Here is a 15,259-nt window from a genome sequence, read left to right on the forward strand (position 1 = left end):
ATGGACAATTGGCAGTACCTCCTCGTGCTGGCTGCCTGCCTCGCGATCACGGCGCCGCTGGAGCTGCTCGGCGCCGGGGTTTACCGGCAGGCGCCACGGGCCGCCGCCGCAGTGCTCCCCGTCGCGGCGGTGTTCGTCCTCTGGGATGCGATCGCGATCGCCGCCGACGTGTGGACGTACAACCCGCAGTACGTCACCGGTATCGCCGTGCCGGGCGTGATGCCCGTCGAGGAACTCCTGTTCTTCGTGGTGATCCCGCTATGCGGCCTGCTGACCTACAACGCCGTCGACACCATACTGGGCTGGCTGCAACGGATTCGGAACCGAGCGGAGCACGCGAAGTGACCGGACTGGGATACACGGTACCCGCCGTGCTGGCCGTGATCGCCGTCTGCGCAATGGAATTGGTCGTTCTGCACACCGGACTGTTCCGCAGGCCGGCGTACTGGATCTCGATGGTCATCGTGACCGGCTTCCAGATCCCGGTCGACGGCTGGCTCACCAAGCTGAGCGCACCCATCGTCATCTACGACGAGAAACACACCAGCGGAATCCGCTTCCCGTTCGACATCCCCGTCGAAGACTTCCTGTTCGGATGGGCGATGGTCACCGCGGTGCTGCTGCTGTGGGAGCGGCAGCGGCTACGCGCACAGAGAAGGGACGTGTCGTGAAGGTCAGTGCGGGCCGTCACTCCGAAGACCCCTCCGATGTCCCGGCCGCATTCGACGACGGCGCACCGGCGTACGACACGCTGGTCGACTCGAATCCGGGATACCACGCGCACCTGCGGATCTCCGCGCAGCGGATGCAGATCCCCGACTCCGGCCGCGGGCTGCGGCTACTCGACGCCGGGTGTGGCACCGGCGCATCCACCGCCGCACTGCTGTCCGTGGCGCCGCACGCACAGATCGTGGGCGTGGACGGCTCGCAGGGCATGCTTGCCGAGGCGCGCGCCAAGCAGTGGCCGGCGACAGTTCGGTTCGTACACAGCCGCATCGAGGATCTCGGCGACGCCGGCGTCGACGGGCCCTTCGACGGCGTGTTCGCCGCCTACCTGGTGCGCAACCTGCCCGACCCCGACGCGCAGCTGCGCGAGTTCCGTTCACTGCTGCGGCCCGGCGCGACGCTGGCGGTGCACGAGTACTCGGTGCGCGACTCCCGGCTGGCCACCGCGGTGTGGAACGCCGTCTGCGCCGCGATCATCATCCCGAGCGGTCGGCTCCGCAGCGGTGATGCGTCGCTGTACCGGTATCTGCGGCGCAGCGTGAACCGCTTCGACGGCGCCGCCCAGTTCCGTGAACGACTGCGCCGTAACGGGTTCACGGCGGTACGCAGCGAGACGATGCCCGGCTGGCAGCGCAACATCGTGCACACCTTCCTCGCCGAGGCACCGAGATGACCGATCCGCGCCGAGTGACACACGCCGCGCCGACCGGCGCCCCGGTCGCGGCCGCGCTGCCGGACAGACCGCATGTGGTGGTCATCGGCGCGGGCATCGCCGGCCTGGCCGCGGCCACCGGTCTCGCCGAACGTGGGGTGCGCGTCGATGTCCTCGAACGCGAGCCCTACCTCGGTGGCCGCGTCGGAGGCTGGACCGAGTCGCTCGAAGACGGCACTCCGGTCGCCATGAACCGCGGCTTCCACGCATTCTTCCGGCAGTACTACAACCTGCGGAACCTGTTGCGGCGCATCGGTCCTGCCCTGCGGATGCTCAGTCCCGTGCTGGACTACCCGCTGGTCGACGCGCACGGCAGGCGCGACACCTTCCGCGGTCTGCCGCGCACCCCACCGTTGAACGCGCTGGCCTTCGCGCTGCGCAGCCCCACCTTCCGGTTGCGCGACCTGGCGCGGCTCAATGCCCGCGCCGCAGCACCGTTGGCCGCGGTCGCGGTGCCCGGGATCTATCACGAGCTGGACCACCTCGATGCCGACACTTTCCTGCGCGACATCAACTTTCCCGAGCCCGCACGCCACCTGGCCTTCGAGGTGTTCTCGAGAAGCTTCTTCTCCAAGCCGGCCGACCTCTCCGCCGCGGAGTTGGCGACGATGTTCCACATCTACTTCCTCGGCTCCAGCGAAGGCCTGGTCTTCGACGTCGCGAACGCCAACTTCGATGCGGCGCTGTGGAATCCACTGCGGTCATATCTGGATTCGCTGGGAGTGCGCATGCACACCGGAGTGTCGGCGACCGAGGTGCGCAGCGGTGCCCGCTTCGTCGTGCGCTCGGACGGCGGCGACCGCATCGAGGCGGACGGAGTCGTGCTCGCGACCGACGTGGCGGGTCTGCAGCGCATCGTCGACGCCTCGCCTTCCCTCGGCGACGCGGATTGGCGATCCCGGATCGCAGCGATGCGCACCGCGGCACCGTTCGTCGTACAGCGACTGTGGCTGGACCGGCCGGTGAATGCGGACCGCGCCGCGTTTCTCGGGACGGGCGGGCGACCGCCGCTGGACAATGTCAGCGTGCTCCAGAGATACGAGCGTGAGGCCCTGGCCTGGTCGCGTCGCACCGGCGGCTCCGTGGTGGAGTTGCATTCGTACGCGGTCACCGACGGGCCGTCCGACGTGCGTGAGCGGATGCCGGTGCGGATGCGCGAACTGTATCCCGAGACCGCCGGCGCCAACATCCTCGGTGAGCGGGTGCTGTGCCGCCAGGATTGCCCGCGCTTCGCCCCTGGCGACTTCGCGCGCCGCCCGACGGTCGCGACACCGCAGGCCGGTTTGGTGTTGGCCGGCGACGGTATCCGCGTCGACCTGCCGGTCGCACTGATGGAGCGGGCCGCCACCACCGGATGGTCGGCGGCCAATCTGCTCCTCGAGCGCTTCGGTCTCACCGGACACGATCTGCACACCGTGCCGACCCAGGGCCGCTTCGCACCGCTGCGACGGCTGGCCGAAAGGCAGCTCACATGAGCATGCTCGCGGAGCTGAAAGCCCGGTTGGCGAAAACCACACCCTTCGAGGTGCTTCCACGCGCTCCGTGGTCCGGACAGCGGCCCACCTACCGCGACGCCGAACCGGCGGTCATCCATTCCGCGCTGCGACGCTCCCAGCGCAGGCCCAGCGGAAACTGGTATGCGTTCGCCGCCAGCGACACCATCGACAAGCGTCCGGTCGGCGCCACGGTCGGTGGGATCGAACTGGTCGCCTGGCGCACCCGGGACGGCGCGCTCGCGGTCGGGCCCGCGGCCTGCCCACACCTCGGCGCGGACCTTTCGACGGGAACGAACGATTGCGGAACGTTGATCTGCCCGTGGCACGGCTTGCGCTTCGGCGGCGCCCGGACATGGAGTTGGCGACCCTATCCGGCGCATGACGACGGGGTGCTCGCCTGGGTCCGGCTCGACGCCCTCGGCGGTGAAACACCCACGGCGGCACCGATATTGCCGAAGCGGCCGCGTGGGCCGCAGCTGTCCGCTGTGACGCGGTTGGTCGGCACCTGCGAACCCGGCGACGTGATCGCCAACCGGCTCGACCCCTGGCACGGCGCGTGGTTCCACCCGTACTCCTTCACGCGGCTCGAGGTGCTTTCCTCGCCGGCCGCCGACGACGAGCTGGCGGAGGAGGCGGACCGCTTCCTGGTCGCCGTCACATTTCGGATCGGTCGTCTGGGTGTCCCCGTGATCGCGGAGTTCAGCACTCCGGAGCCGCGCACGATCGTGATGCGCATCATCGACGGCGAAGGTGCAGGCAGCGTGGTGGAAACGCACGCGACCCCACTCGGGACCGATGGCGACGGATCACCTCGCACCGCGGTGATCGAAGCGGTCATCGCGCACTCCGACCGTCCCGGTTTCGTCCATGCGCTGCGCGGTGCACCGTTGATCACCCCGGTCATGCGACGGGCGGCCACGCGGCTGTGGCGCGACGACCTCGCCTACGCCGAGCGGCTCTATCGTCTCCGCAACCGGTCCTGAGTCTTCGCTACTCGCTGATGAACTGGGGCCACGATCCGTGCAAGTAGCGCTCGTCGAGTAGCGGTATCTGATCCATGGCCCACGGGCTGATCGACCACGGCAGTCCGACGGCCGAGCGAAGCTGCTTCCAGGAGACCCACATCCATTCCATGACCTCGTCCGGATCGGGTTGAAGCCGGTCGTCGCAGCGGGCGAAGAACACCGGGCAGATCTCGTTCTCGACGGTGCCGTCCGCGGCCACGGCGCGATACCGGAAGTCGGGCAGCACGCATACCAGCGACTCGATCGACACACCCAGTTCCTGTGCGGCACGGCGGCGCACCGCGTTGTCGACCTGCTCCCCCGGTGCCGGATGTCCACAGAACGAGTTCGACCACACCCCCGGCCATGTCGTCTTTCCCAGAGCGCGACGGGTCAGCAGCACGTGACCGTCCGCGTCGAACAGGTAACAGGAAAACCCCAAGTGCAGGGGTGTCGCGGCGTGGTGGACGGTCGTCTTGGACGCGGTGCCGATGTGGCGCCCGTCCTCGTCGAGCAGCACAACGGACTCATCCGTCGTGGCGGTGGTCGATGATGACACCTCAGATACATACCCAGAACGGGGCCAACCGACGCGAAGTCGATGCGCAGGCGTCACGAGCCCGGTACGCAGCACTGCACGGCCTCGCGCAGGCTGTGCACGCGCACGCCCGGCTTCACCTCGGGCAGGGCCTCCCACCCCGGGCCGCCGAGCAGTACCTCGGCACCAGCGGCTGCCGCCCGAACCATTTCCCGGTCGGCGGTCTCGGCGGTCTGCGACCACAACATCACCGTGACAGGCGGTCGCACTCGGGCGATCGCGTCGGTCAGCGCCGGCAGCGGAACGTCCGCGCCCAGTGTCAGCGCGCCGTGCCCACGCTCCCCGAGCGCGGCGCGCAGTGCCTCGAGCGGCAGGGCGTGCGTCTCCCGCGAAGTGCACGCCAAGACCACGGACGTCGACGGATCGAGCGGCGCGAGCGGCGCCCGCTGCAGCGCCCGCGACACCGCCCAAGACAGCGCGTGCTCGACATCGATACACCCGCCGCTCGCATCCTGCCTGGCAACGATGGCCGCGAACGCCGGCCGCACGATCAGGTCCCACGTATCGAGCACGCCGAAGTGCCGCAGATGCGACTCCAGCAGCCGGCCCAGCGCAACGAGGTCGAGTTCGAACGCGGCCGACAACAACGAGTCGACGTCGCCACGCGGGAGCATGACGGAGTCCATCGCCAGTCGCGCCGCGCTGCGCGCGCTGGTGCCCTGGCCGATCAGCTCGTGCATCTGCCGCACGACGACGACGTCGTTCTCGCTGTAGAGCCGGTGCCGGCCGGGGCGGTGGCGCGATGGGCCGACGCCGTAGCGCTGACTCCAACTGCGCAGCGTCGCCGTTGGGACACCGACACGTTCGGCTACGACGCGGACCGTGTACCTGGGCTTGTCAGCGTCGTCCATCGGGCTTTGCGCTGCGGTGTCGACCTCGTCACAGTAAACCCGGCGGCGAAGCCATCAACGCACAACCGATGCAGCGATTCGTCTACTGGATATTGCGGAGCCGCGAAGCGGGTAACTGTAGCTCATGACCGATCAGAAGCAGGACCACAACAGCCGTCCCGAGGGACTCGACGACGCGACGGTCGAAGCCGTCGGCGCCGTGTCCGAGGCGCTGGAGTGGGTGGAACGCGCGCGCGGCGGACTGTATTCGTTCCATCAGTTGATGGGGCGGGCGGACCTTCTGCTCGGCGAGGCCTGCGACAAATTGCGCGACGCCGGTCACGCCGCGGTCGCCGACCGGCTCCAGGACGAACTCGTCGGTCGCAATATCCTCCACGGCCGCTGGACGTTCCAGATCGTCGAGGAGTTCGACGACTGCTACTGGTCGGTGTTCCGCGACCACGAACGCCGGGTGCGCGACGAGCTACAGCAGGGCCGCAGACACGTATACGAGTCCGAGATGAAGGAGCGGCGCCGGACCCACGGCAAGCCGGGTCACGAACGCCGCCCCCACGAGTGATTTGTGGAGTTTTGGCGGCGCTCACCGCCGCTGCGGCTCCACAAACCGCCGCTAAGCCGTCTCGGTGATCGGCCGATCGACCCAGCTCATCAGGTCGCGCAGCTTCTTGCCGGTGACCTCGATCGGATGCTCGGCGTTGCGCTTGCGCAGCCCTTCGAGTTCCTTGTTGCCGCCCTCGACGTTGGCGACCAGCTTCTTGACGAAGGTGCCGTCCTGAATCTCTTTGAGGATGTCGCGCATCCGGTCCTTGGTGTCCGCGTCGATGACTCGCGGCCCTGACAGGTAGCCGCCGAACTCGGCGGTGTCGGACACCGAGTAGTTCATCCGCGCGATACCGCCCTCGTACATCAGGTCGACGATGAGCTTGAGCTCGTGCAGCACCTCGAAATACGCCAGCTCGGGCGCGTACCCGGCCTCGACCATCACGTCGAAGCCCGTCTTGACGAGTTCCTCTGTGCCGCCGCACAACACGGCCTGCTCACCGAACAGGTCGGTCTCGGTCTCGTCCTTGAACGTGGTCTTGATGACGCCGGCGCGGGTGCCGCCGATGCCCTTGGCGTACGACAGCGCCAGCGCCTGGCCCTCGCCCTTGGGGTCCTGGTCGATCGCGATCAGGCATGGCACGCCCTTCCCGTCGACGAACTGGCGACGCACCAGATGGCCGGGGCCCTTCGGGGCGACCATGCCGATGGTGACGTTCGCCGGCGGCTTGATCAGGTCGAAGTGGATATTGAGGCCGTGGCCGAAGAACAGCGCATTGCCGTCCTCGAGGTTGGGCTCGATGTCGCGGGAGAAGATCTCAGCCTGTGCGGTGTCGGGCGCCAGCAGCATGATCACGTCGGCCCACTTGGCCACCTCGGCGGGGGTGTCGACCTCAAGGCCCTGCTCGCTGACCTTCTCGCGCGACTTCGATCCCTCTTTGAGGCCGACCTTCACCTGCACGCCGGAGTCGCGCAGGCTCAGCGAGTGCGCATGGCCCTGGCTCCCGTAGCCGATGACGCCGACCTTGCGGCCCTGGATGATCGACAGGTCCGCGTCGTCGTCATAGAACATCTCTGGGCTTGTTGAAGACACTGATTTTTCCTTATCTCTCACCTGATGTGGGGGCTTACTTGGTGGTGCCGATACCGCGGGGTCCGCGGGACAGCGACACCACTCCGGACTGCACGATCTCGCGGATTCCGTAGGGCTCCAACACCCGTAGCAGCGCCTCGAGCTTCTCGGGCGTGCCGGTCGCCTCGATCGTCAACGATTCCGTCGACACGTCGACGACCTTGGCCCGGAACAGGTTCACCGCCTCGATGACCTGACCGCGGGTCGATGCGTCGGTGCGCACCTTGATCAGTGCAAGCTCACGGGAGACCGAGTTCTCTTCTTCCTGCTCAACGATTTTGATCACGTTCACCAGCTTGTTGAGCTGCTTGGTGATCTGCTCCAGAGGTGCTTCCTCCACGCTGACGACGATCGTCATCCGCGACATGTTCTTCTGCTCGGTCGCTCCGACCGCCAGGGACTGGATGTTGAAGCCGCGCCGTGAGAACAGCGACGCGACCCTGGCCAGCACGCCGGGTTTGTCCTCGACGAGCACCGACAACGTGTGCGTGGTGGTGCTCATGCGTGGCCTTCTTCCGGATCATCGAACAGCGGACGGATACCGCGGGCGGCCTGGATCTCATCGTTGCTGGTGCCCGCCGCGACCATGGGCCACACCTGGGCGTCCGCGCCGACGATGAAGTCGATCACCACCGGGCGGTCGTTGATCTCACGCGCCTGCCTGATCACATCCTCGACGTCTTCGGCTCGCTCACAACGCAACCCGACGCAGCCCAGCGCCTCGGCCAGCTTGACGAAGTCCGGGATGCGACGGCTGTGCGTGGCCAGATCCGTTTGGCTGTACCGCTCTTCGTAGAACAGCGTCTGCCACTGCCGCACCATGCCGAGGTTGCCGTTGTTGATGAGCGCCACCTTGATGGGCGCACCCTCGACGGCGCAGGTGGCCAACTCCTGGTTGGTCATCTGGAAACAACCGTCGCCGTCGATGGCCCACACCTCGGCCTCCGGGCGGCCGAACTTGGCCCCCATCGCCGCGGGCACGGCGAAGCCCATGGTGCCCAGGCCGCCGGAATTGAGCCACGTCTTCGGGTTCTCGTAGGAGATGAACTGCGCGGCCCACATCTGGTGCTGGCCGACGCCCGCGACGTACACCGCCTCCGGCCCGGCCATCTTGCCGAGCGTCTCGATCACGTACTCCGGCGACAGGCTGCCGTCGCTCTGCGGCCCGTAACTCAACGGGTAGGTCGACTGCACGCCGCGCAGGTACTCCAGCCAGTTCTCGATGTGGATCGCGCTGACGGTGCTGTCCCGGCGCAGGGCCGCGATCAGGTCGACGATCACCGCCTTGACGTCACCGACGATCGGGACGTCGGCGTGGCGGTTCTTGCCGATCTCGGCCGGGTCGATGTCGGCGTGGATCACCTTGGCCTCGGGCGCAAAGGAATCCAGCCGCCCGGTCACCCGGTCGTCGAAGCGGGTGCCCAGCGCGATCAACAGGTCGCTGCGCTGCAGCGCGGCCACCGCGGCCACCGTGCCGTGCATGCCCGGCATGCCCATGTTCTGCGGATGGCTGTCGGGGAACGCGCCGCGCGCCATCAGCGTGGTGACGACGGGTATGCCGGTCAGCTCGGCCAGCTCCAGCAGCTCGGCGCTGGCCTCGCCGCGGATCACGCCGCCGCCGACGTAGAGCACCGGCTTGCGGGCCGCCACGATCAGCTTGGCGGCCTCGCGGATCTGACGACTGTGCGGTTTGGTGTTGGGCTTGTAGCCGGGCAGGTCGATGCGCGGCGGCCAGCTGAACGTGCACTGGGCCTGCAGGACGTCCTTGGGGATGTCGACGAGCACCGGACCGGGGCGGCCCGACGACGCGATATGGAACGCCTCGGCGATCGCCTGCGGGATCTCGTCGCCGCTGCGCACCAGGAAGTTGTGCTTGGTGATCGGCATCGTGATGCCGGAGATATCGGCCTCCTGGAACGCGTCGGTGCCGATCAGGCCGCGACCGACCTGGCCGGTGATCGCCACCACGGGGATCGAGTCCATGTGCGCATCGGCCAGCGGCGTGACGAGGTTCGTGGCGCCGGGACCGGAGGTGGCCATCATCACGCCGACCTTGCCGGTCGCGTGCGCGTATCCGCTGGCGGCGTGTCCCGCGCCCTGCTCATGGCGGACCAGCACATGGCGCAGTTTCTGCGAGTCGAACAGCGGGTCGTACACCGGGAGCACCGCGCCGCCGGGGATCCCGAAGATCGTGTCGACGTCGAGTTCCTCGAGCGATCGGATCACCGCCTCGGCGCCGGTCATCTGTTGCGGTGCAAGCCGTTTGGCTGGCGTGGGCGCCGGCTTCGCCGCCGGTTTCGCGGCATGTCCGTCATCGGGCACGGTGGCCGCCGCTTGCTCCAGCGGTCGGGTGGTTGGTGCGCTCACGGTGTTCGTTCTCCTAAATCCTGTTCCGGATCCGTATCTAGGGTCTCAAATCAGTGGTCGGGCAAGAAAAAACCCCCGTCAGCTGGACTGCTGTACGAGGGTCGCGCGTCAGTGCCGGTGGTTATGCCCGAGTAAGGGCAAGCGCGGCATCAACGCGCTTCCCAATTACTACGAGCAACCCCACGGCGTGCATAACCGTCGACGGTAGCCTCCGCACTGGTCACAGGTCAAATTGCGGCGCCGCGGCGGTCGATTTCCGGGCCCGGGGCGCAGCGGTGCGAAGATGGCCAGGTGAGTCCAGACGCCGAACCCGCCCCCGTCGTCATCCGAATCTCGCCGATGGCGCATTTCGCGGTGGGATTTCTGGCGCTGGGCCTGCTTTCGCTGGTCCTGGCGGGGCTGACCTGGGTGGCCGTCCTGTTGATCGTTCCGATCGGACTGTCGATCTATGTCGTGCGCTATCGCACCGTTGCCGACCGCGACACGGTCACCGCGCGATCCTTACTGGGCAGCGAGACGGTGAGATGGGACGACGTCGACGGTCTGCGGTTCGGTAAGGGGTCTTCGGCCTACGCCCATCTCAAGGACGGTCGAGACCTGCGTCTCCCGGCGGTGACGTTCGCGACGCTGCCACTGTTGACCGAGGCCAGCGGCGGCCGCGTGCCGAACCCGTATTCGCAGGGTTAGGCGAAGGGATTGCCGCCGTTGAACAGCACCCAGATCGCGATACCCGCGCCCGCGCCGAGCACCAGTGCACCGAACGACCCGATGAACGGCCGGCGCGCCCACCCGCGGCCCGCGTCGAACCCGTACCGGCCCGGCCCGGTCAGCACCAGAGCGGCCACCGCGCACGCCAGGAACACCTTGTATTCGTGCCCGTCGGTGAGGAAATCCGACAACCGCGCCGCTTCGTGGGCTTCCATTGCATCGGCCAGCACGCCGGTCACCAGGTATGCCAGCGCGCCGGCCGCCGCCACCGGCGTGAAGAGACCCAGGATCAGCAGCACCCCGGCGGCGATCTGACCGCCGGTGGCCACGTAGGTCAGGATGTCGGCGTACCGGAAGCCCATGTCGGACAGTTCCGCTTCCCACCCGTTGAGTCCGGGCCCGCCCCACAGGCCGAAGGCCTTCTGCAGGCCGTGGCCGATGAACAGCGCGCCGATCGCAAGGCGCAACAGGAGAATGCCGAGGTCGAGGGTGCCGCGACGGTCCGTCGCACGACCCACCGACTCCGGTTCGATTTCAGCCGGTTCGGCCGCGAAGCCGGTCATCGAATGCCGGCCGCCGGGCTGCACGTACGGCAGCGGCTCGGGTTCGTTGAGTAACCCGAACCCCGGCGTACCCGAAGCGGAACCATTGGCGTCGTAGTGCGGGATCGCGGTGGTTTCGAAATCGCCCGCGTAGTTGGTGGACGGGAGATCGTCTTCGGGGTCGACCAGGCTCGCCGACACGGGCCGCCCAGCCGCGTCGTCGGGCCGCTGCCAGGCGAGTGGGTCATTGGAATGACTGGTCACACTGCCAGCGTAAATGCTAGTCACCCGCTAGTCGGGTATTGGCGCGGTGCTTTCTCGGACCTTAATTCACGAGCTGACCGCAGCGATGCCAGCCGGGCGTGCGTGGCGCGTCCCGCCGAATGATCCGTAACCTGGCTCGCATGAAACTGCGCCGGTCGATGATGGGCGTGCTCGTCGTGCTGTGCGCGGCGTCGCTCGTCGGGTCGGGGTGTGCGCGCTTCGATGACGCGCAGTCGCAACCGTTCACCACAGAGCCGAAGCTCGCGCCGGGTCCGACGTCGACGCCGCCACCCCCACCTCCGCTGCCTCCGACGCCGTTCCCGAAGGAGTGCCCGGCGCCCGGCGTCATGCAGGGCTGCCTGGAGAGTACGAGCGGACTGATCATGCTGCCCGACAGCCAGTCGGCTCTGGTCGCCGAGCGCAGGACCGGTGTGGTCAAGGAGGTTTCGGTCCGGGCTGAACCGAAGGTCAAGACGACACTGCCGGTCGACGGCTCGGGCGACGGCGGGCTGATGGACATCGTGCTGTCCCCCACGTATCAACAGGACCGGCTGATGTACGCCTACGTCAGCACGCCGACGGACAACCGCGTCATCCGCATCGCCGACGGCGACATTCCCAAGCCGATCCTGACCGGCATTCCGAAGGGCGCCACCGGGAACACGGGCGCATTGATCTTCACCAGCCCCACGACGCTACTGGTGCAGACCGGCGACGCGGGCAACCCCGCCGACGCCGCGAATCCCGGATCGCTGGCCGGCAAGGTGTTGCGCATCGAACAGCCCACCACGGTCGATCAAGCGCCGACGACGACGGCGCTGTCGGGCTTGGGCGCCGCCGGCGGCATGTGCATCGACCAGTCGGACGAGTCGCTCTACGTCACCGACCGCGCGCCGTCCGGTGACCGGTTGCAGCGCATCACCAAGGACTCGCGGACGTCGACGGTGTGGACCTGGCCCGACCGTCCGGGCGTGGCGGGCTGCGCGGCGCTCGACGGCACGGTGCTGGTCAATCTCGTCAACACCAAGCAGACGGTCGCGGTGCGGCTGGCTCCCGATACCGGAGCGGTCACCGGCGACCCCGAGGTCGTGCGGCAGGATCAGCACGGCCACGCGTGGGCGTTGGCGATGTCGCCCGACGGCAACGTCTGGGGCGCGACGGTCAACAAGACGGCAGGCGACGCGCAGCGACTCGACGACGTCGTGTTCCCGTTGTTCCCGCAGGGTGGCGGGTTCCCGCGGCAGAACGCCGACAACACCTGATCTGTTGTGTGACAACCGGTTTCAGCTATCGATGCCATCGCGGCGTCAGGCATTGGTTCCACCGTCGACGGTGAGCACCGCGCCGGTGATGTTGGACGCGCCAGGGCCCGCCAAGAAGGCGACAGAATCCGCGACATCACGGGCCGCGGCGTACCGGCCGAGCGCGCTCATCGTCCGTTGTTCGTCGGCTCCGGCAGCGTCGGCGGGGTTCATGTCGGTATCGGTGGAGCCGGGTTGCACGAGGTTGACGGTGATGTTCCGAGCGCCGACGTCGCGCGCCAGGCCCTTGGTGAACCCGATGAGAGCGGCCTTGCTCATCGAGTACAGCGTGACGCCTGGAAAGGGCACACGTTCGGCCAGATTGCTGCCGATGCTGATGATGCGGCCACCCTCGGGCATGTGCCGCACCGCAGCCTGGCTGGCCCGGTAAACCGCGCGGGCGTGGATGGCGAGCGTGCGGTCGATCTCGTCGACCGAGACGTCGTCGATCGGGCCGTAGGGAAGACGCCCGCGTTGTTGACCAGGATGTCGAGCCGGCCCAACTCGGCGTTCGTCTGTTCGACGGCGGCCACGACGTCGACTGAGGCGCTGTCGGCCTGGATGGCCAGGGCGCGGCGACCCTGCGCGGTAATCCCGTCGATCACTTCGTCGGCACGCTCCTTGGACCGGGCGTAGGTGATGGCGACATCCGCGCCGAGTTCGGCGAGCCGAGCGGCGATGGCAGCCCCGATGCCCCTGCTGCCGCCGGTAACCAGCGCGGTCTTTCCCGACAGATCCGACATTTCGACCTCCCTTTTTTGTGTCGTTCGATACATAATCATCGAGCCTGGTTATACTTGTCAATGATTTCTTTGTCGTTCGATATAGAATGAGGGGGTGCGCATGGCGTCGCGTGGCAGACCCCGCACCTTCGACCGGACGCAGGCGCTGGAGCGGGCCATGGAGGTGTTCTGGCAACACGGCTATGACGGTGCGTCGATGACCGAGCTGACCACGTCGATGGGAATCAACTCGCCGAGCCTGTACGGGGCGTTCGGCTCCAAGGAGGAACTGTTCCGCGAAGCCGTCGCACACTACGACCAGACTTTGGGTGCCACGGCGGCCGCCGATTTGCGCGATCGGCCAACAGCGCGCGAGGCCATCGCGGCGGTACTGAGGCACCACGCCCACGTGTTCTGCGATCCCGACAAACCCCGCGGCTGCATGATCGTGCTCGCCGCCACCACATGCACCGACCGCACCCGCTCAGTGCATGAACACCTTGCGCAGTGGCGGATCGCCACCGAGGACGCCTTCCGCGCGCGGGTCGAGCGCGGCATCGCTGACGGTGACGTACCCGCCGGTGCCGATGCCGCGACGATCGCCGCGTTCTACAACACCGTGAACCATGGGATGGCGATCCAGGCCCGTGACGGTGCAGACCGAACCAAGCTGTCGGCGATCGCCGAAGCCGCGATCGCGGCGTGGGACAGTCTCGTTCGCGCGCAGTAGGCGCGAAATTGCAATCAGGGCTGTGGTGCCGGGCGAACAGCCCTCAGCGCAGTCTCGCGGCTAGGAGCAAGCAGCCAGTACCAGTTCGCGCACCCGGGCCGCGTCGGCCTGTCCCTTGGTCGCCTTCATGACGGCGCCGACGATCGCGCCTGCGGCCTGCACCTTGCCGCCGCGGATCTTCTCGACGATGCCGGGGTTGGCCGCCAACGCCTCGTCGACGGCGGACTGCAGCGCCGAGTCGTCACGCACGACCTCCAGTCCGCGGTCCTTCATCACCTGTTCGGGTTCACCTTCGCCGGCGAGCACACCCTCGACGACCTGGCGGGCCAGCTTGTTCGACAACTTGCCGTCGTCGACGAGCTTGACCACCGCGGCCACCTGCGCAGGCGTGATGGGCAGCGCGTCCAGTTCGACGCCTGACTCGTTGGCCTTCTGCACCAGGAAGTTTCCCCACCATGCCCGGGCCGCCTCGCTGGACGCCCCCTGTGCGACGGTCGCGGCGATCAGATCCAGCGCTCCGATGTTGACGAGGTCGCGCATCACCTCGTCGGAAACACCCCAGTCGTCCTGAATCCGCCTGCGCAGCAACCACGGGAGTTCGGGGATCGTGCGACGCAGACGCTCGACCCACTCGGCGTCAGGCGCCACCGGCTCGAGATCGGGTTCGGGGAAATAGCGGTAGTCCTCGGCGGATTCCTTGCTCCGGCCCGGCGAGGTGTAGCCGTCCTCGTGGAAGTGTCTGGTTTCCTGCGTGACGTGACCACCTGAATCGAGAACCGCTGCCTGGCGGCGCATCTCGTAACGGACGGCGACCTCGACGCTCTTGAGCGAGTTGACGTTCTTGGTCTCGGTGCGGGTCCCGAACTGCTTCTGCCCGGTCGGCTTGAGCGAGACGTTGGAGTCGCAGCGCATCGAACCCTGGTCCATCCGTACGTCGGATACACCCAAGCCGCGCAACAGGTCCCGCAGCGCGGTCACATACGCGCGGGCGATCTCGGGAGCGCGCTCACCGGTCCCTTCGATCGGCTTGGTGACGATCTCGATCAGCGGCACACCGGACCGGTTGTAGTCGATCAGCGAGGTCGTCGCACCCTCGATGCGGCCCGTGTCGCTGCCGAGATGCGTCAGTTTGCCGGTGTCCTCTTCCATGTGGGCCCGCTCGATCTCGACCCGCCAGGTGGACCCGTCGTCGAGCGGCACGTCGAGATAACCATTGATCGCGATCGGCTCGTCGTACTGCGAGATCTGGTAGTTCTTCGGCATGTCCGGATAGAAGTAGTTCTTCCGCGCGAACCGGCACCACGGCACGATCTCGCAGTTCAGCGCGAGCCCGATCCGGATCGCCGACTCGACGGCCTGCTCGTTGAGCACCGGCAGCGACCCCGGCAGCCCCAGGCAGACGGGGCACACCTGCGTGTTCGGTTCTGCGCCGAATTTGTTGGCGCAGCCGCAGAACATCTTGGTGGCGGTGGACAACTCGACGTGCACTTCGAGGCCGAGCACCGGCTCATAACGCGCGACGACGTCGTCGTAGTCGACGAGTTCGGCGGTGGCGACAGTCATGTG

The 15,259-nt window shown here is 67.5% G+C and carries 16 protein-coding genes and 1 pseudogene; 9 read left to right on the forward strand and 8 right to left on the reverse strand.

Translation table 11 applies throughout. The features are described 5' to 3' along the window. The 5 genes from G6N18_RS08230 to G6N18_RS08250 are packed head-to-tail and all read left to right on the forward strand — an operon-like array spanning position 1 to position 3,917. Complete coding sequence (locus G6N18_RS08230; protein ID WP_083006179.1) at positions 1-345, forward strand: lycopene cyclase domain-containing protein; 345 nt, start codon at positions 1-3, stop codon at positions 343-345. Then, on the forward strand, positions 342-671 hold the full coding sequence (locus G6N18_RS08235) for a lycopene cyclase domain-containing protein (RefSeq protein WP_083006177.1): 330 nt from the start codon (positions 342-344) through the stop codon (positions 669-671). The genes G6N18_RS08230 and G6N18_RS08235 overlap by 4 nt, the downstream gene beginning before the upstream one ends. Next, a complete protein-coding gene (locus G6N18_RS08240) occupies positions 668-1,399 on the forward strand; it encodes a class I SAM-dependent methyltransferase (RefSeq protein ID WP_234806245.1) in 732 nt (243 codons plus the stop codon). The genes G6N18_RS08235 and G6N18_RS08240 overlap by 4 nt, the downstream gene beginning before the upstream one ends. Further along, complete coding sequence (locus G6N18_RS08245; RefSeq protein WP_083006173.1) at positions 1,396-2,913, forward strand: FAD-dependent oxidoreductase; 1,518 nt, start codon at positions 1,396-1,398, stop codon at positions 2,911-2,913. The genes G6N18_RS08240 and G6N18_RS08245 overlap by 4 nt, the downstream gene beginning before the upstream one ends. Then, entirely contained in the window at positions 2,910-3,917 is a 1,008-nt protein-coding gene (locus G6N18_RS08250) for a Rieske (2Fe-2S) protein (protein WP_083006171.1), read from the forward strand. The genes G6N18_RS08245 and G6N18_RS08250 overlap by 4 nt, the downstream gene beginning before the upstream one ends. A gap of 7 nt (positions 3,918-3,924) precedes the next feature. On the opposite strand, the gene idi is transcribed toward G6N18_RS08250, so the two are convergent. Together idi and G6N18_RS08260 are read right to left on the reverse strand one after the other, a co-directional pair. Beyond that, complete coding sequence (gene idi / locus G6N18_RS08255) at positions 3,925-4,497, reverse strand: isopentenyl-diphosphate Delta-isomerase (protein ID WP_083006169.1); 573 nt, start codon at positions 4,495-4,497, stop codon at positions 3,925-3,927. A 53-nt stretch (positions 4,498-4,550) separates the two neighbouring features. Continuing rightward, positions 4,551-5,387 carry a MerR family transcriptional regulator gene (locus tag G6N18_RS08260; protein WP_083006167.1) on the reverse strand — a complete coding sequence of 279 codons (837 nt, stop codon included), beginning with the start codon at positions 5,385-5,387 and terminating at the stop codon, positions 4,551-4,553. A 124-nt stretch (positions 5,388-5,511) separates the two neighbouring features. On the opposite strand from G6N18_RS08260, the gene G6N18_RS08265 reads away from it, so the two are divergent. Beyond that, positions 5,512-5,946, forward strand: coding sequence for a hypothetical protein (locus tag G6N18_RS08265; protein WP_083006165.1), 435 nt, complete (start codon positions 5,512-5,514; stop codon positions 5,944-5,946). A gap of 51 nt (positions 5,947-5,997) precedes the next feature. On the opposite strand, the gene ilvC is transcribed toward G6N18_RS08265, so the two are convergent. Genes ilvC through G6N18_RS08280 form a run of 3 tightly spaced genes read right to left on the reverse strand, consistent with a single transcriptional unit; the run spans position 5,998 to position 9,426 of the window. Continuing rightward, a complete protein-coding gene (gene ilvC / locus G6N18_RS08270; RefSeq protein ID WP_083006163.1) occupies positions 5,998-6,999 on the reverse strand; it encodes a ketol-acid reductoisomerase in 1,002 nt (333 codons plus the stop codon). A 55-nt stretch (positions 7,000-7,054) separates the two neighbouring features. Then, complete coding sequence (gene ilvN, locus G6N18_RS08275) at positions 7,055-7,561, reverse strand: acetolactate synthase small subunit (RefSeq protein WP_059164175.1); 507 nt, start codon at positions 7,559-7,561, stop codon at positions 7,055-7,057. Continuing rightward, positions 7,558-9,426: an acetolactate synthase large subunit gene (locus G6N18_RS08280; RefSeq protein ID WP_083006161.1), complete on the reverse strand. Its 1,869-nt coding sequence runs from the start codon at positions 9,424-9,426 to the stop codon at positions 7,558-7,560. Before G6N18_RS08280 ends, ilvN begins: the two co-directional genes overlap by 4 nt. A 339-nt stretch (positions 9,427-9,765) precedes the next feature. Here G6N18_RS08280 and G6N18_RS08285 point away from each other — a divergent pair, with 339 nt between their 5' ends. Further along, positions 9,766-10,113 carry a PH domain-containing protein gene (locus G6N18_RS08285; RefSeq protein WP_067216729.1) on the forward strand — a complete coding sequence of 116 codons (348 nt, stop codon included), beginning with the start codon at positions 9,766-9,768 and terminating at the stop codon, positions 10,111-10,113. Here G6N18_RS08285 and G6N18_RS08290 read toward each other — a convergent pair. Continuing rightward, positions 10,110-10,940, reverse strand: coding sequence for a DoxX family protein (locus tag G6N18_RS08290; protein ID WP_067216733.1), 831 nt, complete (start codon positions 10,938-10,940; stop codon positions 10,110-10,112). The genes G6N18_RS08285 and G6N18_RS08290 overlap by 4 nt on opposite strands. A gap of 140 nt (positions 10,941-11,080) precedes the next feature. Here G6N18_RS08290 and G6N18_RS08295 point away from each other — a divergent pair, with 140 nt between their 5' ends. Beyond that, positions 11,081-12,202, forward strand: coding sequence for a PQQ-dependent sugar dehydrogenase (locus tag G6N18_RS08295; protein WP_083006198.1), 1,122 nt, complete (start codon positions 11,081-11,083; stop codon positions 12,200-12,202). 45 nt (positions 12,203-12,247) lie between these two features. On the opposite strand, the pseudogene G6N18_RS08300 reads toward G6N18_RS08295, so the two are convergent. Further along, a pseudogene (locus G6N18_RS08300) lies at positions 12,248-13,023 on the reverse strand (SDR family NAD(P)-dependent oxidoreductase). Between the two features lie 61 nt (positions 13,024-13,084). Between G6N18_RS08300 and G6N18_RS08305 the strand changes: the two are divergent. Then, positions 13,085-13,693, forward strand: a complete 609-nt coding sequence (locus G6N18_RS08305; RefSeq protein ID WP_083006159.1) for a TetR/AcrR family transcriptional regulator — start codon at positions 13,085-13,087, stop codon at positions 13,691-13,693. Between the two features lie 60 nt (positions 13,694-13,753). On the opposite strand, the gene gatB is transcribed toward G6N18_RS08305, so the two are convergent. Further along, complete coding sequence (gatB, locus tag G6N18_RS08310) at positions 13,754-15,256, reverse strand: Asp-tRNA(Asn)/Glu-tRNA(Gln) amidotransferase subunit GatB (protein ID WP_083006157.1); 1,503 nt, start codon at positions 15,254-15,256, stop codon at positions 13,754-13,756. Between the last annotated feature and the right edge of the window lie 3 nt (positions 15,257-15,259).

Source organism: Mycolicibacterium celeriflavum (assembly GCF_010731795.1).
Classification (GTDB): Bacteria; Actinomycetota; Actinomycetes; order Mycobacteriales; family Mycobacteriaceae; genus Mycobacterium; species Mycobacterium celeriflavum.

Coding starts and splice junctions, on each gene's coding strand:
- ilvC (WP_083006163.1), bottom strand. CDS start 6,999: ATGTTCTATGACGACGACGCGGACCTGTCGATCATCCAGGGCCGCAAG.
- G6N18_RS08265 (WP_083006165.1), top strand. CDS start 5,512: ATGACCGATCAGAAGCAGGACCACAACAGCCGTCCCGAGGGACTCGAC.
- G6N18_RS08305 (WP_083006159.1), top strand. CDS start 13,085: ATGGCGTCGCGTGGCAGACCCCGCACCTTCGACCGGACGCAGGCGCTG.
- G6N18_RS08295 (WP_083006198.1), top strand. CDS start 11,081: ATGAAACTGCGCCGGTCGATGATGGGCGTGCTCGTCGTGCTGTGCGCG.
- gatB (WP_083006157.1), bottom strand. CDS start 15,256: ATGACTGTCGCCACCGCCGAACTCGTCGACTACGACGACGTCGTCGCG.
- G6N18_RS08230 (WP_083006179.1), top strand. CDS start 1: ATGGACAATTGGCAGTACCTCCTCGTGCTGGCTGCCTGCCTCGCGATC.
- G6N18_RS08250 (WP_083006171.1), top strand. CDS start 2,910: ATGAGCATGCTCGCGGAGCTGAAAGCCCGGTTGGCGAAAACCACACCC.
- G6N18_RS08285 (WP_067216729.1), top strand. CDS start 9,766: ATGGCGCATTTCGCGGTGGGATTTCTGGCGCTGGGCCTGCTTTCGCTG.
- G6N18_RS08260 (WP_083006167.1), bottom strand. CDS start 5,387: ATGGACGACGCTGACAAGCCCAGGTACACGGTCCGCGTCGTAGCCGAA.
- G6N18_RS08245 (WP_083006173.1), top strand. CDS start 1,396: ATGACCGATCCGCGCCGAGTGACACACGCCGCGCCGACCGGCGCCCCG.
- ilvN (WP_059164175.1), bottom strand. CDS start 7,561: ATGAGCACCACCACGCACACGTTGTCGGTGCTCGTCGAGGACAAACCC.